Origin of the sequence: Pseudolabrys sp. FHR47, from assembly GCF_005153485.1 — a bacterium.
Lineage (GTDB): Bacteria > Pseudomonadota > Alphaproteobacteria > Rhizobiales > Xanthobacteraceae > Pseudolabrys.
The window spans coordinates 515,180-540,242 of record NZ_CP039740.1 but is presented as its reverse complement, the minus strand read 5'-3'; the positions used below and the strand labels follow the sequence as shown (position 1 = coordinate 540,242).

Sequence of the window (25,063 nt, the reverse complement as noted above, 5' to 3'; positions counted from 1 at the left end):
ACATCGCCGGTCAAGTCGAAGCCTCCGACTGCGCCGGCGCCACCCACCCGGGCCGTGCTAGGGTGCGCCGATTCTGGTGTAGTTCAGGCAAAAAATGATGTCTTCTCCCATCCCCGTTTTCGACGGTCACAACGACGTCCTGCTGCGGCTCTATAAATCCACCTCGAAAGACCCGGTCGCCGACTTCCTGCAGGGCGAGGAGGCCGGCCATATCGACCTGAAGAAAGCGAAGGCGGGCGGTTTTGCCGGTGGCCTGTTCGCGCTCTACTCGCCCTCGCCCCGCGCGGCCAATACGACCGAGCCGTCGACCGGCGCATTTTCCCGGCCCCTGCCGCCGCCTTTGCCGATGGACGAAGCGCGGGCCTCGATCGTCGGCGAACTGGCGATGCTGGTGAAGGTCGAACGCGCCTCGCAAGGCGCGGTCGCGATCTGCCGCAACGTCGCCGAGATCAGGGCCGCCATGGCGCGCGGCGCGCTCGCCGCCGTGCCGCACATCGAAGGCGCCGACGCCATCGACGACAAGCTCCACTTCCTCGACGTGCTCTATGCCGCGGGCCTGCGTTCGCTCGGACCGGTGTGGAGCCGACCCAATATCTTCGGCCATGGCGTACCGTTCCAGTTTCCCTCGAGCCCGGACACCGGCGACGGCCTCACCACCGCCGGCGAGGACCTTGTCCGCGTCTGCGATGAGCTGAAGATCCTGATCGACCTGTCGCATATCAACGAAAAAGGCTTCTGGGACGTGGCGCGATTGTCGAAGGCGCCGCTGGTCGCGACGCATTCCAATGTCCACGCGCTGTGTCCGTCGCCGCGCAACCTTACCGACAAACAGCTTGCCGCCATTCGCGACACCGGCGGCATGGTCGGACTGAACTTCGCCACCGGCTTCCTGCGGCCCGACGGCCAGATGCGCGGAGATACCGATGTCGCGCTGATGGTGCAGCATCTCGATTACCTGCTCGAGAAGCTGGGCGAAGATCATGTCGGCCTCGGCTCCGACTTCGACGGCGCCATGGTACCGCAGGCCATCGGCTCGGCGGCCGGGCTGCCTGTGCTGTTCGAGGCGCTGCGGGCCAAGGGTTATTCCGAGGCACTGATGGCCAAGATCGCCTGCGAAAACTGGCTCAAGCTGCTGGAGCGAACCATCGGCTGAAAAGCCCACGGGTTGCCGCATTCCGGTTTATGCATCTATGATTTTGGCCGGGTCCGGCCGCCTCCGCGCCGGACGACAAGGTCAGCGATGATCGGCGACGCCGCAAGCCCGCAGCACAAGCGCACCCCGGACGAAGAGATTGCCGAAGCGCTGGAAAGCGACATCATCTTCGGCCGCCTCAAACCGGGCGAGCGGCTGCGCGAGGAGGCGCTGCTCGAGCGCTTCGGCCATTCGCGTCACTTCATCCGCCTCGCCTTCGCCCGGCTCGAGAAGAAAGGCATCCTGGTTCACACCCGCAATGTCGGTGCCGCGGTGCGCGCCTTCACCATTGCCGAGGTGGAGGAGATCTACGACGTGCGCGAAATGATCCAGCGCCAGGCCGCCTTGCGCATCCGCCTGCCCGCCGAGCCGGACAATGTCGCACGCATCGCCGAGATCCAGCGCGATTACGCATCTTGCGTGAAGGCCGGCGACCTGCGCGGCATCCACGCCTGCAACGACCGCTTTCACCTCGCCATCTTCGCGCTGTGCAGCAACAGCCACCTGCTGGCCTTGGTCAAGCAGTACATGGACCTGACTTACGTGATCCGCACCGTGACCTTCTCCGACCCGAAGGCGCTCGAGGCTTCGCGCAAGCAGCACGAACTGATGATCGAGCAGCTCAAGGGCCGCGACAACTGGGCACTGGCCGAATTGTGCGTGCAGCATCTGCGGCCGAACAAGGAGAAGTATCTCGGCCGGCTGCGCGAGGCCGCCGAGATCGCATCGCACAAGCCGGCGGCCGAATAGTCCCACACCCAAGATTGTTGACAATCTTTCCTTCGCGAGGGCAATTTTGCGCTGCAGCGCGCCTATTCCGCGTCGAATTGTTGACAATCTTGCTGGCATCACGGCACAATTCAAAGAAAAAGCCTTCGTCCAAAGGCGTCTTCAAACACTCTCAGGGAGGGAGTCCGATGCTCATCCGCAAATTGTCGACACTTGCCATATTGCTTGCCGCAACGGCCGTCCTGGCCACGCCGGCGTCGGCGCAGAAGCGTGAATTCTCATTCGCCTACGATCAGCCCAAGCAGAGCGGCTACGGCATCGGCGCCGCGCTGTTCGACAAGAAGCTGCAGGAGCTGAGCAAGGGCACGATGTCGATCAACCAGTATCCGAGCGCGCAGCTCGGCACCGAAGCGCAGACCATGCAGAAGGTGCAGACCGGCGACATCGACTTCGTGATGCTGTCGACCGCCAACGCCTCGACCGCGCAGCCGGAGTCGGGCGTGTTCTCGATCCATTTCATCTTCCGCGACGAGGCGCACGCCATCAAAGTGCTCGGCGACGCCAAGGTGATCGCCGCGATGCGCGAGCTCTACGCCGCCAAGATCAAGGGCGCGCACATGATCGCGCTGGGCTCGCAGGGACTGCGCCACATGTACGGCAAGAAGCCGGTCGAGAAGGTCGCCGATATCAAGGGCATCAAGATGCGCGTGCAGGCGACTGTGACCGAGGACACTTTGTTCCCGGCCTATGGCGCGCAGGTCGTGCACATGCCATTCGGCGAAGTCTACACCTCGTTGCAGACAGGTGTCGTCGACATGGCCGAGAACGGCATCAACAACTACCTCGTCAACAAGCATTACGAGCCGGCGCCGGTTTTGTCGCTCACCGAGCACGAAGCCAACAACGCTGCGCTGTTCGTCAGCGACAAGGCGTGGAAGAGCCTCACCGACGAACAGAAAAAGTGGGTGCAGGCCGCGGCCGATGAAATCTCCAAGAACGAACCAGCTGCCGCCTTCAAGCTCGAGCATGAAGCCCTCGCCAAGCTCCAGAAGATGGGCGTGAAAGTCGTCAGCAAAGTCGACAAGTCCGGCTTTGCCCAGATCAGCAAGCCGATCCAGGACAAGCTCGCCAAGGATCTCGGCCCCAACGCGGTCAAGGTGCTCGAGCTGGTCCGCACCATCCAGTAAGCGCCGAGGCGGGAGCCACCCTACAGCTCCCGCCGCTTCTCCTGCCGAAAGCCAGCCATGCCGCGCTTTGACAGCCTCGTCATCCAAGACCAGCGCCACCTCAAATGGCGCATGCTCGACCCGCTCGAGCAGGGCCTGATAATCCTGTGCGGCATCTGCATCGCCGCCTTCAGCTTCCTGGTGTTCTGCGACGTCGTCACGCGCGCCATCGGCCGGCCCTGGCTGTGGGTGCAGGAAGCCACGATGACGTTCTTCATCTACGGTATCTTTATCGGCGTCGCGGCGGCGACGCGCCGTAACGACCACCTCTATCTCGCCGTCCTGGCCGAATCGATGAGCGGCGGTTCGCGGTTGTTCTTCGAGATGTTCAACCGGGTCTGCGTGCTGGGCGTCGCCTTCGCCATGATCTATTACGGCTATCTGAACTTCCTCGACGGCTTCAAAAGCCTGCGCATGCCGTCGATGACGCCGCTCGCCACGCTCTATGCGGCGATTCCGATCAGCGGCGCATTCGTCGCCTTGTTCACCATCGAGCAGATGGTCAATGGCTTCAGGAACGGCTTCGCCGACCCGAGCGGCGCCGAGGAAGAAAGAAGGCAGTCGCTGTGACCACCAACGGCTTCCTTATCCTGCTGATGGGATTTCTGTTCCTGTTTCTCGGCTATATGGGCGTGCCGGTCGCCTTCGCACTGATCGGCGCGGTGTTGATCATCACCGCGTTCACGCCGGTCAGCCACGCCTCGATGATCGCCCAGATCTTCAACGGCATGGACGTCGAAGCGCTGATGGCGATCCCGTTCTTCCTCCTGGTCGGCGACCTGATGACGTCCGCCAACGTCACCCAGCGCATGATCATCCTGTCGCAAACGCTGGTCGGGCATTTCCGCGGCGGCCTTGCCCAGGTCGTCACCTTGTTCAGCATGTTCTTTGCCGGCATTTCGGGTTCGTCGGCCGCCGACGTCGCGGTGTTGAGCCGCTCCATCGCACCGGAAATGGCGCGCGAAGGCTACAACAAAGCCTTCACAGCGGCCTTGATCGCCTCGGCGGCGACGATGGCCAACCTGATCCCGCCGAGCATCATGGCCGTGGTCTACGGTGCCACCGGCAATGTTTCGATCGGCGGACTTTTCCTGGGCGGCGTCGCGCCTGGCGTGTTCATCGGCATCGGTCTGATGATCTACAGCCACTTCTTCGGCCCGATCGGCATGAAGCACAAGCGCGCGACCTTTGCGCAGTTCACCGATGCCTCCAAGCGAGCCGCAGTGCCGATGATGATTCCGATCATCATCATGGGCGGCATCCTGACTGGCTGGTTCACGCCGAGCGAAGCGGGCATCATCGCCGTCGCTTACATCCTGGTCGTTGTTATCCCACTGCTTAATCCGAAGCATTTTCCACATCTGCCGCGCGATTTCGCACTCACAGGACTTCTGTACTCGATCCCGCTGATCACCATTGGCGCCGCCTCGGCCTTCGGCTGGATGCTCGCCTATCTGCGCGGGCCTGCTGTGGTCTCCGACTGGATCGCGTATTACGCCGGCAACGATCCGCAGTTGATGATGCTGATGCTGGTCGGACTCTTCATCATCGTCGGCGACTTCATCGACGCCGTGCCGGCCATCATCATCTTCATGCCGCTGATCCTGGAGTTGACCAAGAGCGCGGACATCAATGCCGTCCACATGGGTGTCGTGATCATCACCACGCTGGCTTTCGGCCTCATCACCCCGCCTTATGGCCTATGCCTGCTGATGGCCGCCAAGTTCGTCAATGTGAAGTTTTCGCGCGCCATGGTGGCGTCCTTCCCGATCTACCTCATCTTTTTTGCCGCGATCGCTTTCGCCATCTACTTCCCGGAAATCGTGCTATGGCTGCCCAAACATCTTCTGCCCCAGTCGGTCGGCTGCTTCCGCAATCCGAGCGGCGAAGGCTGGATCTGCCCCTAGAATGCGCGACGTAATGGACGGCGTGAATGAGTAATGGACTACGACAAGGCCTGACCAGCTACGGCGACACTGCGTTTTCGCTGTTCCTGCGCAAGGCCTTCATCAAAGGCATGGGCTATTCGGACGACGCCCTCGATCGCCCCATCGTCGGCATCACCGATACTTATTCCGACTTCAACCCCTGCCACGGCAACGTGCCGCAGCTCATCGAAGCGGTGAAGCGCGGCGTCATGCTGGCCGGCGCCATGCCGATGGTGTTCCCCACCGTATCGATCCACGAGAGCTTCGCTTATCCGACCTCGATGTTCCTGCGCAACCTGATGGCGATGGACACTGAGGAGATGATCCGCGCCCTCCCCGTGGATTCGGTCGTGCTGATCGGCGGCTGCGACAAGACCATCCCCGCGCAGGTGATGGGCGCCGCCAGCGCCGACAAACCAGCCATTGTCCTGCCGACCGGGCCGATGCTGGTCGGCCATTTCAAGGGCGAGCAACTCGGGGCCTGCACCGACTGCCGCCGGCTCTGGGGCGAATTCCGCGGCGAGCGCATGAGCGGCGAGGACATCGAGCGCGCCAATGAGCGGCTGGTGCCGTCGGTCGGCACCTGCGGCGTGATGGGCACCGCCTCGACGATCGCCTGCATGATGGAAGCGCTCGGCCTGTCGCTGCCGGGCAGCGCTTCGGTGCCCGCGACCTACGCCGACCGCGTCCGCATCGCCGAAGCCACCGGCAAGCGCGCCGCCGAGATGGCCAAGGGCGCCGGGCCGAAGCCGTCCGACATCCTGACCGAGGCCGCGTTCCGCAATGCCATCGTCATGCTGCAGGCGATCGGGGGCTCGACCAACGGCGTGGTGCATCTCTCGGCCATTGCCGGCCGCACCAAAAACCCGATCGCGCTCGAGACCTACGACGACGTCGGCCGCACCACCCCGGTGCTGGTCGATCTCAAACCGACCGGCCAGCATTATATGGAGCACTTCCATCAGGCCGGCGGCGTGCCGCGCCTGATGCAGGAACTGAAGGACCTTCTGGCGCTCGATGCCAGGCACGTTGCCGGCGGCACGCTGGGCGAAGCCATCAAGGATTTCGAGGATGTGCCGGGACAGACCGTGATCCGTCCGCGCACTGCGCCGCTGAAGAGCGAAGGCGGCCTCGTCGTGCTGCGCGGCAATCTCGCGCCGCGCGGCGCCGTGCTCAAGCAGGGCGCGGCGGCGGCCAATTTGATGCAGCACGAAGGCCGCGCTGTCGTGTTCGATTCAGTCGCCGACATGACGGCGCGTATCGACGATCCAGCGCTCGACGTCACAGCCGAAGACGTCCTGGTCATGCGCAATGCCGGCCCGATCGGTGCGCCGGGCATGCCGGAAGCCGGCTATATCCCGATCCCGAAAAAACTGGCGCAGCAGGGCGTCAAGGACATGGTGCGTATTTCCGATGCGCGCATGAGCGGCACCGCCTTCGGCACCATCGTGCTGCATATCAGCCCGGAAGCGGCAACCGGCGGTCCGCTCGCGCTGGTCAAGACCGGCGATCGCATCCGCCTCGACGTCAAGGCGCGGCGTATCGATGTGCTGATCGACGACACCGAAATGACGAAGCGCCAAGCCGCCTGGCAGGCGCCTCCGGTGCCCGAAGTGGCGCAGCGCGGCTATGCCAAACTCTACCGCGACCACGTCCAGCAGGCCGACGAAGGCTGCGACTTCGACTTTCTGGCGCGGCCCGGCAGCAAAACCTGATTTATAAACATTGACGGCGCGACGCGGCCCTTCCGACAATGGCCGCATGATGGCGCGCGCCTTGTCTGTATTCGCCGCGATTGTCGCGACCGTTCTCCCGGCGCACGCCGAGCCGCCGTGCAAAGGCACTCCGGCCGGCAGCAGCGTGGTCACGGCGGTCCGCGACGGCCGCACGCTCGTGCTGGCCGATGGCCGCGAGATCCGCCTTGCCGGCATCGAGGCGCCGCCCGACGGCGCCGCGCTGCGCGCGCTCATTGCGGGCCACAGCGTCCGCCTCGAACGCGTAGCCGACGACCGCTATGGCCGCGTCGTCGCCTTCGCCGCCGCTGGCGATAGCGTGGAACTTCTGCAAGTCGCCCTCGTCAAAGCCGGATGGGCCCGCGTGGCGGCCCGCACCGGTTCCAGGGCCTGCTCCGAGTTCCTTCTCGCAGCGGAGCGCGCCGCCCGCGCCGACCGGCTCGGACTGTGGGCCGACCCCAATTTCGCCCCTTTGAGTTCCCAAAATTTAACCAAGTTGGCCGCCGAATTGGGGCAATTCGCCCTGGTTGAGGGCCAAGTCTTGTCGGTTCGCGAGAGCGGGGCCACTATTTATGTCAATTTCGGGCGGCGCTGGACGCGGGACCTCGCAGTCACTATCCCGAAACGGGAGGCGCGTAATTTCACAGCCGCCGGGGTTGAGCCGAAAATGCTGGAGCGCCGCCGCATCCGGGTGCGCGGCATTGTCGAGCGGCGCAGCGGCCCGGTCATCGACGTGACCGTGCCCGAACAGATCGAGTTGATTGACTAGAACATGCGTAACACGGTGAGCCAATCGAGTATGCGGAGGCCGCGCACGCGGCGTCTCTGGCTTGCCGTGCCGCTGTCGCTGGCCGTGCTGGCCGGCTGCACGCAAGCGCCGAGCACGCCGCGCCAGGTCTCGCTACCGATCCCGCGCACCATCGAGCGCGAGGCGCCGCCGACGGCAACGGTGCGCGAGAATGCCCGCATCCTCGCCTCCTATGGCGGTGTCTACGAGAACCCGCGGCTACAAGCCGACATCGAACAGACCGTAGCGAAGCTGGTCGCGGCATCGGAGAGGCCGGACCTGAAATATCAGGTCACGATGCTCAACTCTCCGGCGATCAACGCCTTCGCTCTGCCGAACGGCAATCTCTATATCTCGCGCGGTCTGATCGCGCTCGCTGCCGACAAGGCCGAACTCGCCTCGGTGCTGGCGCACGAGATGGGCCATGTGATCGCGCGCCATGCCGCGATCCGCGAAGAGCAGGCGCGCCAGAACGCGCTGGTCAGCCAGGTGGTCAGCGAAGTGCTGAGCGATCCGAACATGGGCGCCCTGGCGCTGGCCAAGTCGAAGCTGACGCTTGCGAGCTTCTCTCGCGCCCAGGAATTCGAGGCCGACGGCATCGGTGTCGGCATTTCCTCACGTGCCGGCTTCGACAGCTTCGGCGCCGCGCGCTTCCTCACCGCGATGCAGCGCAATGCCGATCTCAAGAACGGCCGCAAGACCGAGAACGTCGATCCTCAGGTCGTCGACTTCATGTCGAGCCATCCGGCAACGCCGGAGCGCGTCAAGAACGCGCTCGCCAATGCGCGCCAGGTCGGCGGACCGGGCAACGGCACGCGCGATCGCGACGCCTACCTCGCCGCCATTGACGGGATGGTCTATGGCGAAGACCCGAGCGAAGGCTTCGCCCGCGGCCGACGTTTCCTGCATCCCAAGCTCGGCTTCACCTTCGTCGCGCCGGACCGCTTCTCGCTCGACAACACCGCGCAGGCCGTGCTCGGCCTCAAGGACGGCGGCGACGAAGCGCTGCGGCTCGACGTCGTCAGCGTGCCGGCGGAGCAGCGCCTGAGCGATTATCTGAAGTCGGGTTGGATCGACAATGTCGATCCGTCGAGCGCCGAGGAGTTCACCGTCAACGGGTTCCAGGCCGCCACCGCGGCGGCGAAAGGCGAACGCTGGTCGTTCCGGCTGTTCGCGGTGCGCTTCGGCAGCGATGTCTATCGCTTCATCTTCGCGGCGCGCAGCCTGACGGCGGAGAACGACCGTGCCTTCCGCGAATCGGTCTCGACTTTCCGCCGCATGAGCCTGAAGGAAAGCGCCGGCGTGAAGCCGCTGCATATCCGCGTCGTCACGGTGAAACCCGGCGACACCATCGACAAGCTCGCCGACCGCATGGCGAGCGACCACAAGCTCGCCCGCTTCCTGCTGCTCAACGGCTTCTCGGCGAACGACAAGCTCAAGCCGGGCGAGAAAGTGAAGCTGGTGATGGAGTAACACACCCTCCGTCGTCCTCCGCGAAAGCGGAGGACCCAGCGCTTCCCGACTAGAAGCTAATTAGAAGAAGAGCTGGATCCCCGCTTTCGCGGGGATGACGGGAGCAAGTTACGCTTCGCCCGCCTCGCGGTTGATCGTGAATTCGCGCGGCACCTCGGGACCCCACAAATAGAACGAATCCTCCGGCTTGTGATCGGCGGACGGCCAACGATCTTCCTTCGAGATGTAGTCGATGTCGCAGGAATATTCGGCGAACGAGCCCCACGGATCCATGATGTAGTGGAAGTAGTTCGATCCGAGCACGTGACGGCCAAGGCCCCAGCCCTTCTGGTAGCCCTTGTCGTGCATGCGCGCCGCGCCGAGGCCAATGTCGTTGATCGACGCCATGTCCCACGAGCAATGGTGGAAACCCGGCGCCGATGACTTCACCAGTGCCAGCAGGTGATGATCGCTGCCGTGGATGCCATGCATGAAGGCGACCAGATCGGAGGCGCGGTCCGACAGCCGCAGGCCGAGCGTGCGTTCGTAGAACTCGATCGACTTCAACACGTCGGACGTGAAGATCAGCACATGCGACAGCCGTCGCGGCCGCACCAGCGGCGCGGCGGCGCGCGTCGTCGCCGCCGCCTGGCCGTGACCAACGGTGACCCATTCGCTGACGGCTTTCTGGTCCGGCGACACCTTCGGCGCCACCTTCACTTCCATCAGGATGCCTTCGTGGTTGCGAAACCAGAAGCCGTTCGACTCGAAGCCCGGCGGCGGGTCGATCAGCTTGATGCCCTGGCCCTCGATGCGCTTCTTGAGGCGGTCGATATCTTCGGCGTAGCAGCCGAATGAGAGATGGTGCAGCGCTTTGGTCTTGCCTTCGACCACCGAGCCCCAGGCGTGGTCATGACCGAAGGTCTTGAGCTGCAAGGTATTGCCCTTGCGCACCATGTTGAGGCCGAAATTCGTATAGAACTCGTCGGCCGCGTTCACGTCCGGAACGGCGAGAACGAACTGGTCGAGCGAGTGGATGCCGAACTCGTCAGAGCTGGCGGTCGGCGCGACATAGCCGCCAATGGCCGTCATCGCAGTCTCCCTGGGGTTTATTGTTCTCTTGTGCCGCATCATACCTCCCGCCCATAGAGAGGCAACTGCCCGACCGATAGCTTAATGATCGCTCCGATACCGACTTATGATCAGGAACCTCGCCAAATCAGGTCGATCCGTCCTGCCCACTGCGTCCAATAACTGCCCATCCTGCGCTATGGCCGCCCGTTGCCGGACAGCGCGCGCATTGCACCGCGCACGGCCACGCGAAAGGCTTCGTCGTAATTGATGCCGCGCGCCGACCAGGTGAAGGCACGGCCCTGCGCCTCGATCTGCCAGGTCACGATCCAGCCATGCGCCTGGTCGCTCCAGCTCAGATCGCCGATCAGCGGCAGGTCGCCGCCCGCGAGCGACGTCAATTGCTCCGCTCTGGTCCTGATCGCCTTGACCGGCGTCTTCGGCGTGATACCGGCGGCGCGCAGCGGCTCCGTCGCCGGTAGCACCACCTGCAGGCCAAAGCGTTGCACGGCGTTGCTGAGCGCCTCGCGCATGTCGGGATCGAAATCGCCATCGGCCGCAAGAACGCCGTTGAGCTTGCGGCCAAAGCTCGGGCCATGGACCGTGACGATCATGGTCAGGATCGGGCGCTTGCCCTTCCATGTCTTGCGGCCGAGCGAGGCCAGTGCCTTGTCGATCTTGCCCGGATTGAAGTGGCAGGTCAGAAAGTGCGGCCGGTCGTAGCTGCCCTGTTCGTCATGAATGTCCCGCCCGTGCAGGCGATCGAAATAGGAGAAGCTGTCGATATAGTCGGCGGCTTTCGCGACCAGCGCCGGCACCCCGCGCGCACCGAGAATGGTGGCGTCGCCTGAAGCCTTTATCAGCACGTCTTCGAAGCACAGCCTGAAGCCGAGCGGCCGGTTGCGCTCGTCTTTGCCGGTCACCACGGCCTGCGTCGTATAGATGTCCTCGATGGCAACCGGCGGCGGCGGCTTGGTTTCCGCGGCAAGGACGGTGCCCGTCAAAGCCACGAGAACCGCGGCGGCCCTTGCCGTGACAAGCGCGGCCGGATTGAAAATCCCGCGCAAAGGCACCTCCTTCTTCAGCCGTTCCCACCGCTCAGCATACCCCAGGTTGCCCGGGAGGAATGAGCCCGCTTCCCGGATCGTCGGGCTCGGGACTTCGCGGGACCACATGGACAAGTTCCATCCGTGGTGCGATGCTTTATGACGTTTTTATAACAGTCTTGGGGGCTCCGATGCGCAGTTTCTGGAAAGCCTGCATTGTCTCGCTGTTGTTGGGGACCACCGCCGCTCAGGCCGGCACGGTGACCGCCTACACCGCTCTGGAAGAGGACGAGATTGCCGAATACGTCGCGGCCGCCAAAAAGGCACTGCCCGGCATCGACCTCAAGGTGCTGCGCCTGTCCACGGGTGACCTCGGCGCCCGCATTCTCGCCGAAGCCTCCAACCCGCAGCACGACGTGATCTGGGGCTGGGCCGTCACCAACATGATGGACCCGCGCGTGCTCGCTCTGGTCGCGCCTTACAAGGCGAAAGGCGCCGACAAGCTCGCTGCGCCGTATCGCGCCGCCGACGACAAGTGGTTCGCCGCGACCGGTTACATGGCGGCATTCTGCGTCAACAATGAGCGCATCAAGGCCAAGGGATTGCCGACGCCGAAGGACTGGACCGATCTGCTCGATCCCAAATTCAAGGGTGAGGTTGTGATGCCGAACCCGGTCTCCTCGGGCACCGGCTATCTGCAGATCGTCGGCATCCTGCAGAAGATGGGCGACGAGAAGGGCTGGAAATTCCTCAAAGACCTCGACGCCAATGTCGCGCAATACATCAAGTCCGGGTCGCGTCCGTGCAAAGCGGCGCGCGCCGGTGAATTCGCCGTCGGCACGTCGCTCGCGTTTGCCGCCATCCAGTCGATCCAGGAAGGCTTCCCGCTCACCATGGTGATCCCGGCTTCCGGTGCCGGTTTCGAGCTCGAAGCCTCGGCGTTGATGGCATCGTCGAAGAACAAAGCCGATGCCGAGAAATTCCTCGACTGGACCTTGTCGCCGGAAGCGGCCGCCATCTACGGCAAGTACAAAGAGATCGTCACGATCCCCGGCATCAAGCCCGCCGCCGCATCGGAAAAGGCCGGATTGCCGGCCGATGTGACCAAGGTGCTGCTGCCGATCGACTTTGCCAAATCGGCAGCCCAGCGCGCGGCCATTCTCGAGCGCTGGCAAAAGGAGATCGGCCGCTAAGGCGGCTGCCGCCAAGCCGGCCCGCGATGAGGCTCGATCTCGAAGGACTCGGCAAGCATTTCGAGGGCGTATTCGCCCTCGAAAACATTTCGCTGAGCGTTGAGGCGCCGGAGTTCGTTTGCCTGCTCGGCCCCTCCGGTTGCGGCAAGACCACCCTGCTGCGGCTGATCGCGGGCCTGACAACGCCGGATGAAGGCCGCATCATGCTCGACGGCGCCGACCTGTCGGCCGTTCCGGCGCGCGAGCGCGGCTTCGGCATCGTCTTCCAGGCCTATTCGCTGTTTCCCAACATGACGGTCGCGGCCAATGTCGGCTATGGCCTGCGCATTCGCGGCGTCGCGCCGGCGAAAATTGCGGCCCGCGTTGCCGAGCTCCTGGAATTGACCCAGTTACCGCATCTCGCCGATCGCTATCCCTGGCAGCTTTCCGGCGGCCAGCAGCAGCGTGTCGCGCTCGCCCGCGCTGTCGCCGTCGAACCGAAGCTGCTGCTGCTGGACGAGCCGCTGTCGGCGCTCGACGCCAAGGTGCGCGTCGAACTGCGCGCCGAAATTCGCGCATTGCAGCGCCGCCTTGGCATTCTGACCATCATGGTCACGCACGATCAGGAAGAGGCGATGTCGCTCGCCGATCGCATCGTCTGCATGCAGAAGGGCCGCATCGCGCAGGTCGGCACGGCGCAGGAGCTTTACCACCATCCGGCAAGCCGTTTCGTTGCCGACTTCATGGGCGTGAGCAATCTCATCGACCTGAAAACCGCCGAACGCTACGCGCCGGCCTTGCTCGCCGATCGCCGCAGCGGCGACGGCGACATCGCCTGCGTGCGCCCGGAAGACGTCATCGTCGGCGCCGACGGCCCCCAAGGCGCCGACGCCCGCGTCGCCTCGGTTCAATTTCTTGGCAACATTTCCCGCCTCGTGCTCGACTGGCCGGGCGGCGAATTGATCGCCGAACAACCCGGCGAGACTGCATTGCAGCCCGGCGCCGAGGTCACGATCGGCTTTGCGGCCAACAAGCACGCCTGGGTCGCCAACTCGTGAGCGCATTGGCCAGAACAATGGTCAGGGTCGCCGACCGCGACCGGCTGTTCGTCGCGGTCTGCCTGATCGCGCCGCTTGCTTGCCTCGTCGTATTCTTTCTCTACCCGCTGAGCATGGTGGTGGTGCGCAGCATCACGCAGCCCGATGGCAGCATCGGCCTCGGCAATTTCGCGGCGATCTTGAGTTCGCCGAACTTCTGGCGCGCCACCTGGCACAGCCTGGCGATGAGCGGCACGACGACGGCGCTGGTGTTGGTGCTTGGCCTCGTCGTGTCCTTTGCCCTCCACCGTTGCCGCATCCCCGGCAGCGCATTGATCATGGCCGCGGTGTCGCTGCCGCTGCTGATGCCGTCGCTGGTGCAAGGCCTCGGCCTCATCTTCCTGCTCGGTCGCAACGGCCTGTTGACCAAGGCCTCCGGCATCGAGATCAACATCTACGGCTTCTGGGGTCTCGTCATCGCCAACGGACTTTACAGCCTGCCGCAGGCCATTCTGATTATCAGCGCGGCACTGCGGAGCGCCGACGCCCGCATCTACGAAGCGGCGGAGATCCTCGGCACCTCGGGCTGGCGGCAATTTCGCGACATAACCTTGCCGAATATCAAGTTCGGCTTGCTGAGCGCCGGCTTCGTGGCCTTCACCGTCACCATCACCGATTTCGGCAATGCCGCGACCATCGGCGGCGACTATTCGATCCTGGCCACCGAAATCTACAACCAGGTCGTCGGCCAGATGAATTTCAATCTCGGCGCTGTCGTCGGCATCATGCTGCTGTTCCCGACCGTGCTGGCCTTCTATCTCGAGCGCGTCGCTTCGCAGCGTCAATTCGGCAGCGGCAGCGACTCCGCGGTGCCGATCGTGCCGCGATTCACGCCCCGGCGCGACGTGCCGATGACGCTGGCCGCCTGGCTGGTGGCGTTAATTCCAGTCGTAACCGTTGGCGTCGTCGTGTTCGGCAGCTTCGTCTGGCTGTGGCCCTACCGCTTCGACCTGACCTTGCGCCACTACGCCGTCAAGGTCGCCGGCGGCTACGACCCGCTCTGGACCACCGTCTATATCTCGTTCTGGGCCGGCCTCATTGGCACGGCGCTGATCTTCGCGCTCGGCGTCGCATTGCAACGCATGCCGCGCGCTTTGGTCAAGCCGATCTATTTCTTATGCATGCTGCCGGCGGCGGTTCCGGGGCTGGTGCTCGGCCTGTCCTATATCTTCGCCTTCAACGTACCGAACACGCCGCTGTATTTTCTCTATGGCACGGCGATGCTGATCGCGCTGTGCAACATCTTCCATTACTGGACCCAGGGTTTCCTCACCACCATGACCGGCCTGCGCCTGGTACCGGCCTCGCTGCAGGAAACCGCGGCCTGCCTTGGCGCCAGCCTGCCGCGCGTCATGCGCGACGTGGTGGCGCCGCATATGGCGCCGACCATCATTTCGGTGTTCTTCCTGCTGTTCATGCAGTCGATGGTGACCTTGTCGGCGGTCATCTTCCTGATCACCGCCTCCGTCAGCGTCGCCTCGGTGTCGATCATGCGGCTCGACGAAGCCGGCTTCACCTCGCAGGCCGCCGCCTATGCGACCTGCACCATGGGCGTGGTGATCGCCGCCTCGATCTTGCTGCGGCTCCTGCTGGCATTGGTCGGCCGCAGGGCGCAGGGCTGAAAACCTGCCCCTGAACCCATTATCTTTACAACCATACATTGCGTCGACTGCGCCACGCGGTACAGTTGTTCGGTTTCGAGCAACTCTTCGAGGCGGCATGACACAGCCTGTGGACGAGCAGTCTATCTCTCCGAAAAAGCGGATTCCCTGGTTCGGCGCCGGCAAGGTGGCTCGCCAACTTTCCAACGACCTAATTGAATCGGAGGCGGAGCTTGAGAGGACAAAGGCTCAACTGAAACGAATAGGTGACATGTCCCTTCGAATTGTGCACGAGGTCAAGATATTGCGTGCCCAACGCGAAATCCTTTTCGAAAAACTCGAAACACTTGGCGCGTTATCCGTCGTCGAGATCGAGCAGAAGCGCAAGGAAGCTCAGAAAAAGGCTGCCGAAGAAGCCCTATCGTTCGCACAAGAACGGAGCACGGCAGAGGCTAAGCTCAAGGCACTCAATGACGAAATCGCTGCCGCGCGCCATGCAATCGTAGCCTCGTCCGACGAGGCGCTCCTTCAAGAAGTCGGCATCTATAAGTACCGGCACCCATTGACTGATGCAGTTTCATATAAGGCCGCATTAGATCGTATTGACGATCAGATTCGGTCGATGGCGCGCAAGGACGGTGCCGCCGTCCAATCAATCACTACGTGGACGGTGAACGGATCGGTTACCGAGGGCCGCGCAATGGTGCGCGACTTCTCAAAACTTATGTTGCGCGCATTTAACGCGGAAGCTGACAATCTCGTAAGAGGACTCAAGCCATACAAACTCGATGCCGCATTGGATCGACTCAAGAAAGTATCCGAAACGATTGAGCGCCTCGGGAAAACGATGCAAATCAAGATTTCTCCACTCTATTATCTAGTCCGCGCACAAGAACTCGAGCTGACCGCTGATTTCCTTCAGAAGCAGGCGGAAGAGAAAGAGGCCGAACGCTTAGATCGCGAGCGCCTCCGGGAGGAGAGGAAGGTGCAACAGGAGATTGAACGGGAACGAGCGCGCCTAGACAAAGAACGTCAGCATTATGCCAATGCACTGGCTGTCTTGGAGCAGAAAGGCGACAGCGAAGCAGCTGAGAGAGTTCGCGAGCAGCTGTCCGAGATAGACAACAGTTTAAAGGCCGTTGATTTCCGCGCGGCCAACATTCGAGCAGGATATGTCTACTTGATTTCGAACATCGGGTCATTCGGTGAGAACATAGTAAAGGTCGGCATGACGCGGCGACTGGACCCCATGGACAGGATTAAAGAGTTGAGTGACGCGTCTGTCCCATTTAATTTTGATGTACACGCATTGTTTTTCTCGAAAGATGCGGTCGGAATCGAAGGAGCATTGCACGACAGACTTGAGAATGTCCGCGTAAATGTCGTGAACCGGCGCCGCGAGTTCTTTCGCGCGACCCCTGCACAGGTAAAGTCTCATCTAAGCCAGCTTGCCGGCGAATTGCTGCAATTTCAGGAGCTGCCCGAAGCACTTGAGTATCGGCAAAGCATCACCGTTCAACTGGAGCCCTCCCGGCTTTGATAAAATTAAAGCCGGCGATAACAGAGCCGCGTCGAGGTCGCATCACCCGTCTAAAGATTTGCAACCAGACTAATCGGCGCCGCGGCTTCTTCCGGCTCACTGGCGCCGAAGCGCAAGGCCGGCATGCCGATGAAGTCGTGCGGCCCGGTGTGAGTGAGCGAGCCCTCGACGTCGAGCCAAATCTTGCCGCCGAGGTTTCGCCACATGCGGCAGAAGCCGAAATCCTCGCTGAGATATTCGCGGGTCTCGGGATCGATCATGCACTCGAACAGCGCGTAATAGTGCCGCCCGCCCTGACCCGGCGAATAGACGTGATCCGAAGTGTACATGCATTCCGGATGCGCCTCGATCAGCTGCTCGATCACCCGGCGCTTGATCATCATGAAGCCGGTGGCGCAATAGACCCCGGTGGCGAAAGGACCGCGCCGCTCGAGCTCGTCGCCCTCGCAAAACTTGCCAACATATTGCAGCGTCGCGGTGTTCATCGGCTCGCGGCCCACAATATTCGCCGACGGCTGCCAGTTGAGCGCCTTGGCCGGATACATGCCGCCGACCACGTCCTCGTCGAAGGCCAGCATGCGCAGGACCAGTTCGGGGTCGAAAGCGATATCGGCGTCGATAAACATCAGGTGGGTCGCCTCCTCCGTGCTCAGGAAGTGCGACACCAGAGTATTGCGCGAGCGCGTGATGAGCGAGTCGCGACCGAGCATATTGATCCCAACCGAGATGCCGTGCTGCTGCGCGAGCTGCATCAGCATCATGATCGACGACATGTAGCCGGTCGTCACCATGCCGCCGAAGCAGGGCGTGGCGATGAAAAGCTGGATGTTATTGTTGCGCTGTGCGGCGTTGTCGTTGGACGGAGAAGGCGAGTCCGATACGGGCATGAATTCCAATTCCGGCGTCGTGCGGCTTGCGGGGGTACGCGAGATGAACAGACGCGGCCGGCGATTACGATCCGACGAATCGCCGACCAACTGGATAGTCGTTCATCACGCCCAAATTGTCATGACGCAAGCTTGAAGTCGGCGCGCACTGTCGCGCGGCAATGAAAAAGCCCGGCATCGCTGCCGGGCTTCTTGGTTTGAATATCTCGTCCGTCTTGTCTGAGGGCTAGAGGCATTCCGCCTCAGTCCTCATCCTTTCAGGCGGCCTCTTCCTCGGCGGCGTCGTCGGTGCCGGCCTCTTCGGCGGGCTTGGGACCGCGGCGCGGCCCCTTGGCGAGTGCGCCTTCGATCTCCTTGACCGCTTCGGTCTCGGTCACTTTCTGCACGGCCGCGATTTCGCGCGACAGGCGGTCGAGCGCCGCTTCGTAGAGCTGCCGTTCGGAGTAGGACTGCTCCGGCTGGGTGTCCGAGCGATACAGATCGCGGACAACCTCGGCGATGGCAACGATGTCACCCGAGTTGATCTTGGCTTCGTACTCCTGCGCGCGGCGCGACCACATGGTGCGCTTGACGCGGGCGCGGCCCTTGAGGGTCTCGAGCGCCTTCTTCACCAGCGGCGGCTCGGCGAGCTTGCGCATGCCGACCGAGACGATCTTCGCGGTCGGCACGCGAAGGGTCATCTTGTCCTTGATGAAGTTGATGACGAACAGTTCCAGCTTGGCGCCGGCGATTTCCTGCTCCTCGATCGCCATGATCTGGCCCACGCCGTGGGCCGGATAGACGATAAATTCGTTGGTCTTGAAGCCTTGACGCTGAGTGGTCTTCTTATTGGGGGCAGTCGACATTCCGGGCATTGCTCCTTCACCGGCGACCTTGCGGGCGCCGGCCACTTTGGCTGCGGGTGCCGCGGCACGGGGCGTAGCCCGGGCGGCAGGCGGTTTCCGCCGGGGTTCGGCGGGTTTTTTCGGCTTCCGGCTCATACCGGAGGACCCTTTCTTGGACTTTTGACGCGATTTACCAGCCACAGCTCACGCGTGGATCGCACGCCCTCTATGGAACCTTGGGGAACCCGCGAAAAATAATGCTCCCGTACAGAGGGAGCCGATCCGTGTGCGGTGATTGTTCATATTCATTGGGATTTCAGCTTATATAGCACATTTTTGGCCAAAATCAAAGCCTTATGACGTTACAAAACCGCAATAAGACCGCCATTGCGGTGCCTGTTGGCGGTTCGGTTAACGCCGGTACCAGTGTCGGCTGGAAAACTGTCGGCGGGCCGGCAAGGTTCCGGCTACGCGTGAGGAACCGCGCGCGCCGTCCGCGACCCAAATCGCAGCGAAAGACGGCCGATCAGTCGCCCTCGCCCGGCTTCGGCGAAAAATGCTTCTCGAGCTTGTCTGCCACGCCGTCCCATTCCTTGGCGTCGGCGGGCGGATCGCGCTTCACGGTAATATTCGGCCAGCTTTTGGCGTATTCGGCATTGAGTTCCAGGAACTTTTCCAGCCCCGGTTCGGTGTCCGGCTTGATTGCTTCAGCCGGGCATTCCGGCTCGCAGACGCCGCAGTCGATGCATTCGTCCGGGTGGATGACGAGCATGTTGTCGCCTTCGTAGAAGCAGTCCACCGGACAGACTTCGACGCAGTCCATATACTTGCACTTGATGCAGTTTTCGGTGACGACATAAGTCATTCAAACCACTCCGGGGCGGCGGCACGCCGGCTTGCTATCGCAAGCCTACATACACTTCAAGCAGCCCCTTGAGGCCGGTATCCGGCGTTATTTTCCAGCGTCCGGTAGGTCACCGCCGCATCGCGCGCCGCCCCGCGCCGCTCGCAAAAGCCCACAACCTCGATCACGCGCACCGAACGATCGAGGGCCAGCGTCACGACATCGCCGGACCGCAAAAGGTGTGCCGGCGCCGTGACGCGCTGGCCGTTGACGCGGGTATGGCCGGCGTCGACCAGCCGGGCGGCATCGCTGCGGGTACGCACCATGCGCGCATGCCATAGCCATTTATCGATGCGCTGCCGCTCGGACACGGCCTCCTGTCCGGCAGCGCCATGCGCCACGGGGGCCCTAGTCCTTGCTTTCAAGCTGCTGCTTGAGCGCGGCGAGCTTGGCAAAGGGCGAGTTCGGATCCGGGGCCTTGTCACGGCCACCCGAGCCGCCGCCAGGACGAGCGTAATACTTGTCGCGGTCGGCGCGATCGACCTGGTCGCGCTCACGGCCGCGGCGCGGGCCGCGCGATTGACCATCTCGGCCTTCGCCAGGCCGGCCCTGATCGCGCTTGTTGTCCGATGGCTTGCCACCGAAACCCTTCGCAAAGCCTTGGGATTGCCGCTCCATGCGCTGACGACGCTCGTTGCGGTCAGGGCCCTGCCGCGGTTCGCGGCGCTGTTCATTGTAGCGCACACCGCTCTGGTCGGCCGGCGCGGATACAGCAGCGGCATCCGGCGCGGGCGCTCCCTCAGCCGTGGCGGCCGCCTGCGGCGGACGCTGGCCGCGACGCGGACGATGATGCTGTCGGCGTTCGCCGCCGCCATGTCCGCCCGGCCGCCAGACCTCGATGGTTTCCGGTTCGGCCTTTTGCTCGGCCGCTGGCGCAGCCTGCGGCGCAGCGGCTTCGGTCTCTGTCATGCCGTCGCCGGCGATCGGCGGAGATGCCTCGGCGGCTTCCGCAATATTCGCCACCTCGCCGCCGACGTCCGGCGCGGCAGCCGCGACAGGTTCGGCGCTGACGTCAGGAGCCGTCGGCAACAGTTCGGCATCCGGCAGCAGCGACAGCGACGAGGTCTCTGTCGTCTCAGCGCCAGGTTCGGCCGCAGATTCGGCCGATGTTTCCGAGGCCGTGCTTTCTGTGGCGGCAGCTTCCGTGGTCGGTTCGGCTGGCTTCGCTTCCTCCACCGGCTTGGCTTCCGGCGGTTTCGGCTTGCGATCCATGCGATAGCCGAGCGAGCGCAGGATCGAAGCGAAGTCCTCGCCAGAGGCACCGGTCAGCGAGGTCATGGCGCCGGTGATAACGAAGCCGCGGCCGTCGAAAGCGCCGTCGGGCTTGGGCGTCATGCCCTCGCGCCACGACAACGCCGGGCGGATGAGATCGGCAAGCCGCTCCAGGATATCGACGCGCACCGCACGCTCGCCGCAGATGCGGTAGCCGGAAGTCCGGTACAGCGCCTTCGGCGTTTCCTTGTCGACCGGAATCGAGGTGCGGCCGGACGCGGCGAGGTGCAGTAGCTCGGTGACGCCCTTGGCGTCCGGCGCCTCGTGCTTCAAAGCCCAAAGCTGCGTCGCCAGCGATCGCGGCGCCGGCTTGAGCAGCAGCGGCAGGTAGATGTGATAGGCGCCGAAGCGCACGCCGTATTTGCGCAAGGTGGCGCGCGAGGGCTGATCGAGCCCCTTCACTTCCTCGGCGACCTTCTGCCGTTCGAGCACGCCGAGCGCCTCGACGAGCTGGAACGCGATGCCGCGGGCAACGCCGGTGATATCTTCCGCCGCCGACAGCGAGAACAACGGCGCGAGCAGCTTCTCGATGTGGTTTTTGATCCAGAGGTCGAGGCGATTCTGCACCAGTTCGCGCGCCGGGCCCGTCAAATGCTCGTCGGCAATGATGCGCACGCGCGGACGCAGCGTGTCATCGCCCGCCACGAGCTTGCCGACCAATTCGCCGGTCCAGCGCAAAACGCCGTCATTGGCGAGCACGACCTGATCGCTGGAGGCCTGAGACAGCTTGGTGGCCCGCGCTTCGATCTCGACGGCGAGCACTTTCTGCGCGGCGGCATTGAGCGCCTTGGCTTCCGAGCCGGCGGCCGAAGCGTCAGGTGCGAACATAAAGCCGTCGAGACGGCCGATGACATGGCCCTCGACAGTGACTTCGCCGGTTTTTCCGATTTGTGTTTCGAGCATCGCGTTTTCTCGCAGCCTCCGCATCAAGACGCTGGTGCGGCGGTCCACGAAGCGTTCTGCCAGACGCTCGTGCAAAGCGTCCGACAATTTGTCTTCGATCGCGCGGGTGACACCCTGCCAATGCTCAGGGTCGGCAAGCCAATCCGGCCGATTGGCAACGTAAGTCCAGGTCCTGACATGCGCGATCCGGTTGGAGAGGGTGTCGATGTCGCCGTCGGTCCGATCGGCCAGAGCGAGCTGACGGGCGAACCAATCTGTAGGGATGTTACCCTCTCGCATCAAGAAACCATAGAGGGTCACGGCCAATTCGGCATGGGTCGCCGGCGCGATCTTGCGATAGTCCGGGACCTGACAGACGTCCCAAAGCCGCTCGATCGCCGCCGCGCTGCGCGCCAGCGCCTTCACGTCGTCATCGCGGCCGGCGTGTTCCAGCACCAGAATGTCTTCGCCGGTGGGCGCGCGTGTCAGACCCTGCTCCTGCGGCGGCATCGACAGCGATGCCTGCAGCGCGCCGATCGAGGCGAAATCGAGCGCGGAATTGCGCCATTGCAGCATCCGCACCGGCTCGAAGGTGTGACTTTCCAGCGCATGCACCAATTCCTGGTCGAACGGGTCGCAGCGCCCCGTCGTGCCGAAAGTGCCGTCACGGGTGGCGCGGCCGGCACGGCCGGCAATCTGCCCGAGTTCGGACGGGTTGAGTTTGCGGAACTGGTAACCGTCGAACTTACGGTCGGAGGCAAATGCGACGTGGTCGACGTCGAGATTGAGACCCATTCCAATCGCATCGGTAGCGACGAGATAATCCACATCGCCTGATTGGTACATCGCGACCTGGGCATTGCGGGTGCGTGGCGATAGCGCACCGAGCACAACGGCCGCACCGCCACGCTGGCGGCGGATCAGTTCGGCGATCGCGTAAACTTCCGCCGCGGAAAAGGCGACAATGGCCGATCGCGTCGGCAGCCGCGTGATCTTCTTTTCGCCCGCATAAGTGAGCATCGAAAGTCGCGGCCGCGACACGATATTGGCGCCGGGCAGCAGCCGCTCCACGATGCCGCGCATGGTCGCTGCGCCGAGGATGAGCGTTTCCTCGCGGGCGCGCATGTTGAGGATGCGATCGGTGAAAACGTGGCCGCGCTCGAAATCGGCCCCGAGCTGGATTTCGTCGACCGCGAGAAAAGCGACGTCGAGATCGCGCGGCATCGCCTCGACGGTCGAGACCCAGTATCGCGCCTTCGGCGGCTTGATCTTCTCTTCACCGGTGATGAGCGCGACGGAGGCTTCGCCGGCCTTGGCCACGACCTTGTTGTAGACCTCGCGCGCCAGAAGCCGCAGCGGCAGGCCGATCACGCCGGAGGAATGCGCGAGCATCCGCTCGATGGCGAGATGGGTCTTACCGGTATTGGTGGGACCGAGAACCGCCGTCACACCTGAACCGCGTGCGTGCGGCTGGCATTTGGCCTGCGGAGAGAAGGAAATCGTCATTACTCGTCCAGACGCGTCATCGCCTCAAGGGAGGCGAGGCCGCAAGGTCATCTATCACATCGCATCTTCATGCGAGCCCTAAAAGGCGCCACCGTTAAGCTTTGGAACAGCGCTGGAACGAACACCGTCCGAATCACTGAAAACAGTCGAATGCGGGTTCGTTCACGGCGACATGTCGGTGGCAGTCATGCGGTAGCCACTAGATAGGGTTTGCCGTCGCCGCCGACTAGAGCGAAAAAACAATTCAAATCTTAACGAGACGGCTCGCCTGTCTCGTTTCGCTGCAAGCGCCGGAACCGTCACGCCAAGCGATCTGTCTCATCCTGCAACAGTTAGAAGAGCCCGGTTTTAAAGGCCGGAACGAGTCTGGAACGAAGCAGGGGCGAATCAGTGACTCAGCACCACTTCGGATTCGTTCACGGCGATATGTGGGAACGGATTCATCCTTTGCCACCACATCCTGTGGCGAGGAACAGATTCATTGAGCTTTTTCGGCCGGGATTTATTAACGCGCCGGCGAGTCGGCCCTCGCGCGCCGAGTCAAGCCGGATTCGACATCACGGCGTCGGTTTGGTCTCGCTCGCCGCCGCCTTGGTCGGCTTGTCTTTTTCTTTGGGCTTGATCGAGGCCTTGATCGGCTCCTTGGGCGGCAACGCGGTCACGACAAACTCGTCGGCTTCCAAAGCCGCGCGGCCGACCGGCGTCGGGCCCTCGATCCGGAACGGCACCAGCACACGCGTGCCGCCGATCGGCGCCAGCCAGATCTCGATGTTGCGCTGTTCCTGGAGGTATTTGATCGCCGCACGGGTGGGGATGTAGCCGGCGACCGGGGTGAAGATGACGCTGCACACCACGACCGGCCCGGCATAGCCCTTGTCCGCCTTGACCTGATCCATACGCTTGAAGGCCAGATTGAGGTCGTAGCGCAGGCGCCCGTCGAACACCGGCAATTTACGCTGGCAGGCCTCCGGCGACATGACGTCGCCATTGCCCGTCATCCGCACCAAGGTCGCCGTCATCGGATCGAGCACGCCGCTCTTGCTGGCCTCGGTCACCGGGACACGCTCCGGCTCCGTTTCAGCGGGAGGATCGAGCTTCAGGTCTTTGACGGCGCCGCCATCCACTTTTAGGCTTACTTCATTGCCTTTTTTGTAGGACTGGATGCTGGCCGTGTAACTGGACAGAACCGGCTTACCGGCCTGTAGCGTGCCCTGGGTGATGGTATGGCCATAACCGCCGGTGAAGGCTTTCATCAGGCCGGTCGTCGAGCCCTTGGCCGTGGCCGAATAATCGCCCTCTCCGATCACGATCTGCCAGGTGCCCTCGCCGATGGGCAGGCCGGCCAGCGAGGCCGTATAGCGCGCGTCGAGCCGGGCCTGTGCCCCTGCGTCCCCGGGCGCGAACGCCGCGCACAGCGCCGCCACAGGCGCTGCCAGCGTCATCCGTCGCCTCGCTTCCCGGACCTTGAGCACCGGACATTCCTTCCTGATGGCGCAATTGGTCGGCGCGCATTGCGCCAAATGTTTGGTACCGGTCGCGCCGCGGTTAATTTACGCCAGTCAGCCGCCGAAAAGCCCAAAAATGGCAGAAACTAAGGTCAAATCCCCAACTTGACGCCCAAGCCACGGCTCTTTATACGTCCTGCCGTCCAAGCCCACATTTTCGGAACGGACCGGCGCGAGCCAAACAGCACGTGCAGGCCGGCCTTTTGCAGGGCGACCACAATTCCCGCGGCGCTTATCAAGCGACGCACCATTTGCGAAGGATGATGCCATGTCCTGGCGTTGCGATCTGACCGGCAAGAAGCCGCTCTCGGGCCACAAGGTGAGCCACTCGAACATCAAGACCAAGCGGCGCTTCATGCCGAACCTGCAGAGCGTCTCGCTGACCTCGGAGATCCTCGGCCGCACCGTGCGCGCCCGCATCTCGACCAACGCGCTGCGCACCGTCGATCACCGCGGCGGCTTCGATGCCTTCCTGCTCAAGGCCAAGGACGCAGACCTCGCGCCAAACATGTTGGCGCTCAAGCGCCAGATCGTGAAGAAGAGCGCTGCCGCGAAAGCGAGCTGATTTCTCTACGAATAGTACGAATTCGAAAACGCCGCCCTCTCGGGCGGCGTTTTTTATTGTCGCAAACACGGCACGATAACATCGTCACGTCAGTACATGGCGCCGTGATGTGGCAACCCTCCACACGGGGACGGGGCTACCTCT

General features: G+C 63.2%; 21 protein-coding genes. 13 read left to right on the top strand and 8 right to left on the bottom strand.

What is annotated here, in order from left to right; genetic code table 11:
• Window positions 1–97: 97 nt before the first annotated feature.
• From E8Q40_RS02615 to E8Q40_RS02580, 8 genes are all read left to right on the top strand, one after another.
• On the top strand, window positions 98–1,153 hold the full coding sequence (locus E8Q40_RS02615) for a dipeptidase (RefSeq protein ID WP_205995769.1): 1,056 nt from the start codon (window positions 98–100) through the stop codon (window positions 1,151–1,153).
• Between the two features lie 87 nt (window positions 1,154–1,240).
• Window positions 1,241–1,942: a GntR family transcriptional regulator gene (locus E8Q40_RS02610; RefSeq protein ID WP_137042920.1), complete on the top strand. Its 702-nt coding sequence runs from the start codon at window positions 1,241–1,243 to the stop codon at window positions 1,940–1,942.
• A 167-nt stretch (window positions 1,943–2,109) separates the two neighbouring features.
• Window positions 2,110–3,108, top strand: a complete 999-nt coding sequence (locus tag E8Q40_RS02605; RefSeq protein ID WP_137042919.1) for a TRAP transporter substrate-binding protein — start codon at window positions 2,110–2,112, stop codon at window positions 3,106–3,108.
• A gap of 57 nt (window positions 3,109–3,165) precedes the next feature.
• Complete coding sequence (locus tag E8Q40_RS02600) at window positions 3,166–3,717, top strand: TRAP transporter small permease (RefSeq protein WP_137042918.1); 552 nt, start codon at window positions 3,166–3,168, stop codon at window positions 3,715–3,717.
• Between the two features lie 26 nt (window positions 3,718–3,743).
• Window positions 3,744–5,054, top strand: a complete 1,311-nt coding sequence (locus E8Q40_RS02595; RefSeq protein ID WP_137046556.1) for a TRAP transporter large permease — start codon at window positions 3,744–3,746, stop codon at window positions 5,052–5,054.
• A gap of 26 nt (window positions 5,055–5,080) precedes the next feature.
• The gene (locus E8Q40_RS02590; protein ID WP_137042917.1) at window positions 5,081–6,790 is read left to right on the top strand and encodes an IlvD/Edd family dehydratase; all 1,710 of its coding nucleotides are present in this window, start codon (window positions 5,081–5,083) and stop codon (window positions 6,788–6,790) included.
• A 46-nt stretch (window positions 6,791–6,836) separates the two neighbouring features.
• Window positions 6,837–7,577, top strand: a complete 741-nt coding sequence (locus tag E8Q40_RS02585) for a thermonuclease family protein (RefSeq protein ID WP_137042916.1) — start codon at window positions 6,837–6,839, stop codon at window positions 7,575–7,577.
• A gap of 3 nt (window positions 7,578–7,580) precedes the next feature.
• The gene (locus E8Q40_RS02580) at window positions 7,581–9,068 is read left to right on the top strand and encodes a M48 family metalloprotease (protein ID WP_137042915.1); all 1,488 of its coding nucleotides are present in this window, start codon (window positions 7,581–7,583) and stop codon (window positions 9,066–9,068) included.
• Between the two features lie 108 nt (window positions 9,069–9,176).
• Here the strand turns inward: E8Q40_RS02580 and E8Q40_RS02575 are convergent, their stop codons facing one another.
• Window positions 9,177–10,139 (bottom strand): VOC family protein, encoded by a 963-nt coding sequence (locus tag E8Q40_RS02575; protein WP_137042914.1) that lies wholly within the window; start codon window positions 10,137–10,139, stop codon window positions 9,177–9,179.
• 176 nt (window positions 10,140–10,315) lie between these two features.
• Window positions 10,316–11,185 (bottom strand): DUF2066 domain-containing protein, encoded by an 870-nt coding sequence (locus tag E8Q40_RS02570; RefSeq protein ID WP_168197721.1) that lies wholly within the window; start codon window positions 11,183–11,185, stop codon window positions 10,316–10,318.
• A gap of 170 nt (window positions 11,186–11,355) precedes the next feature.
• Between E8Q40_RS02570 and E8Q40_RS02565 the strand changes: the two genes are divergently transcribed.
• The 4 genes from E8Q40_RS02565 to E8Q40_RS02550 all read left to right on the top strand — a co-directional run bounded on the left by E8Q40_RS02565 (window position 11,356) and on the right by E8Q40_RS02550 (window position 16,574).
• Window positions 11,356–12,357: an ABC transporter substrate-binding protein gene (locus E8Q40_RS02565; RefSeq protein ID WP_137042912.1), complete on the top strand. Its 1,002-nt coding sequence runs from the start codon at window positions 11,356–11,358 to the stop codon at window positions 12,355–12,357.
• A 26-nt stretch (window positions 12,358–12,383) separates the two neighbouring features.
• Window positions 12,384–13,394 (top strand): ABC transporter ATP-binding protein, encoded by a 1,011-nt coding sequence (locus E8Q40_RS02560; RefSeq protein ID WP_137042911.1) that lies wholly within the window; start codon window positions 12,384–12,386, stop codon window positions 13,392–13,394.
• Between the two features lie 17 nt (window positions 13,395–13,411).
• The gene (locus E8Q40_RS02555; RefSeq protein ID WP_137042910.1) at window positions 13,412–15,055 is read left to right on the top strand and encodes an ABC transporter permease subunit; all 1,644 of its coding nucleotides are present in this window, start codon (window positions 13,412–13,414) and stop codon (window positions 15,053–15,055) included.
• A gap of 97 nt (window positions 15,056–15,152) precedes the next feature.
• Complete coding sequence (locus E8Q40_RS02550) at window positions 15,153–16,574, top strand: DUF4041 domain-containing protein (protein WP_205995653.1); 1,422 nt, start codon at window positions 15,153–15,155, stop codon at window positions 16,572–16,574.
• A gap of 50 nt (window positions 16,575–16,624) precedes the next feature.
• On the opposite strand, the gene E8Q40_RS02545 is transcribed toward E8Q40_RS02550, so the two are convergent.
• From E8Q40_RS02545 to E8Q40_RS02520, 6 genes are all read right to left on the bottom strand, one after another.
• The gene (locus E8Q40_RS02545) at window positions 16,625–17,461 is read right to left on the bottom strand and encodes a hypothetical protein (protein ID WP_246662988.1); all 837 of its coding nucleotides are present in this window, start codon (window positions 17,459–17,461) and stop codon (window positions 16,625–16,627) included.
• A 257-nt stretch (window positions 17,462–17,718) separates the two neighbouring features.
• Entirely contained in the window at window positions 17,719–18,441 is a 723-nt protein-coding gene (locus E8Q40_RS02540) for a CarD family transcriptional regulator (RefSeq protein WP_137042909.1), read from the bottom strand.
• 370 nt (window positions 18,442–18,811) lie between these two features.
• Complete coding sequence (gene fdxA / locus E8Q40_RS02535) at window positions 18,812–19,150, bottom strand: ferredoxin FdxA (protein ID WP_137042908.1); 339 nt, start codon at window positions 19,148–19,150, stop codon at window positions 18,812–18,814.
• Window positions 19,151–19,206: 56 nt separating this feature from the next.
• Window positions 19,207–19,500: an RNA-binding S4 domain-containing protein gene (locus tag E8Q40_RS02530; RefSeq protein ID WP_370455225.1), complete on the bottom strand. Its 294-nt coding sequence runs from the start codon at window positions 19,498–19,500 to the stop codon at window positions 19,207–19,209.
• 37 nt (window positions 19,501–19,537) lie between these two features.
• On the bottom strand, window positions 19,538–22,849 hold the full coding sequence (locus E8Q40_RS02525; RefSeq protein ID WP_137042907.1) for a helicase-related protein: 3,312 nt from the start codon (window positions 22,847–22,849) through the stop codon (window positions 19,538–19,540).
• Between the two features lie 557 nt (window positions 22,850–23,406).
• On the bottom strand, window positions 23,407–24,291 hold the full coding sequence (locus tag E8Q40_RS02520; RefSeq protein WP_137042906.1) for a DUF3108 domain-containing protein: 885 nt from the start codon (window positions 24,289–24,291) through the stop codon (window positions 23,407–23,409).
• A 331-nt stretch (window positions 24,292–24,622) separates the two neighbouring features.
• On the opposite strand from E8Q40_RS02520, the gene rpmB reads away from it, so the two are divergent.
• A complete protein-coding gene (rpmB, locus tag E8Q40_RS02515; protein ID WP_137042905.1) occupies window positions 24,623–24,919 on the top strand; it encodes a 50S ribosomal protein L28 in 297 nt (98 codons plus the stop codon).
• The last annotated feature ends 144 nt before the right edge of the window (window positions 24,920–25,063 follow it).

Coding starts and splice junctions, on each gene's coding strand:
- E8Q40_RS02615 (WP_205995769.1), top strand. CDS start 98: ATGTCTTCTCCCATCCCCGTTTTCGACGGTCACAACGACGTCCTGCTG.
- E8Q40_RS02610 (WP_137042920.1), top strand. CDS start 1,241: ATGATCGGCGACGCCGCAAGCCCGCAGCACAAGCGCACCCCGGACGAA.
- E8Q40_RS02605 (WP_137042919.1), top strand. CDS start 2,110: ATGCTCATCCGCAAATTGTCGACACTTGCCATATTGCTTGCCGCAACG.
- E8Q40_RS02600 (WP_137042918.1), top strand. CDS start 3,166: ATGCCGCGCTTTGACAGCCTCGTCATCCAAGACCAGCGCCACCTCAAA.
- E8Q40_RS02595 (WP_137046556.1), top strand. CDS start 3,744: ATGGGATTTCTGTTCCTGTTTCTCGGCTATATGGGCGTGCCGGTCGCC.
- E8Q40_RS02590 (WP_137042917.1), top strand. CDS start 5,081: ATGAGTAATGGACTACGACAAGGCCTGACCAGCTACGGCGACACTGCG.
- E8Q40_RS02585 (WP_137042916.1), top strand. CDS start 6,837: ATGATGGCGCGCGCCTTGTCTGTATTCGCCGCGATTGTCGCGACCGTT.
- E8Q40_RS02580 (WP_137042915.1), top strand. CDS start 7,581: ATGCGTAACACGGTGAGCCAATCGAGTATGCGGAGGCCGCGCACGCGG.
- E8Q40_RS02575 (WP_137042914.1), bottom strand. CDS start 10,139: ATGACGGCCATTGGCGGCTATGTCGCGCCGACCGCCAGCTCTGACGAG.
- E8Q40_RS02565 (WP_137042912.1), top strand. CDS start 11,356: ATGCGCAGTTTCTGGAAAGCCTGCATTGTCTCGCTGTTGTTGGGGACC.
- E8Q40_RS02560 (WP_137042911.1), top strand. CDS start 12,384: ATGAGGCTCGATCTCGAAGGACTCGGCAAGCATTTCGAGGGCGTATTC.
- E8Q40_RS02555 (WP_137042910.1), top strand. CDS start 13,412: ATGGTCAGGGTCGCCGACCGCGACCGGCTGTTCGTCGCGGTCTGCCTG.
- E8Q40_RS02550 (WP_205995653.1), top strand. CDS start 15,153: ATGACACAGCCTGTGGACGAGCAGTCTATCTCTCCGAAAAAGCGGATT.
- E8Q40_RS02545 (WP_246662988.1), bottom strand. CDS start 17,461: ATGCCCGTATCGGACTCGCCTTCTCCGTCCAACGACAACGCCGCACAG.
- E8Q40_RS02540 (WP_137042909.1), bottom strand. CDS start 18,441: ATGAGCCGGAAGCCGAAAAAACCCGCCGAACCCCGGCGGAAACCGCCT.
- fdxA (WP_137042908.1), bottom strand. CDS start 19,150: ATGACTTATGTCGTCACCGAAAACTGCATCAAGTGCAAGTATATGGAC.
- E8Q40_RS02525 (WP_137042907.1), bottom strand. CDS start 22,849: ATGACGATTTCCTTCTCTCCGCAGGCCAAATGCCAGCCGCACGCACGC.
- E8Q40_RS02520 (WP_137042906.1), bottom strand. CDS start 24,291: ATGACGCTGGCAGCGCCTGTGGCGGCGCTGTGCGCGGCGTTCGCGCCC.
- rpmB (WP_137042905.1), top strand. CDS start 24,623: ATGTCCTGGCGTTGCGATCTGACCGGCAAGAAGCCGCTCTCGGGCCAC.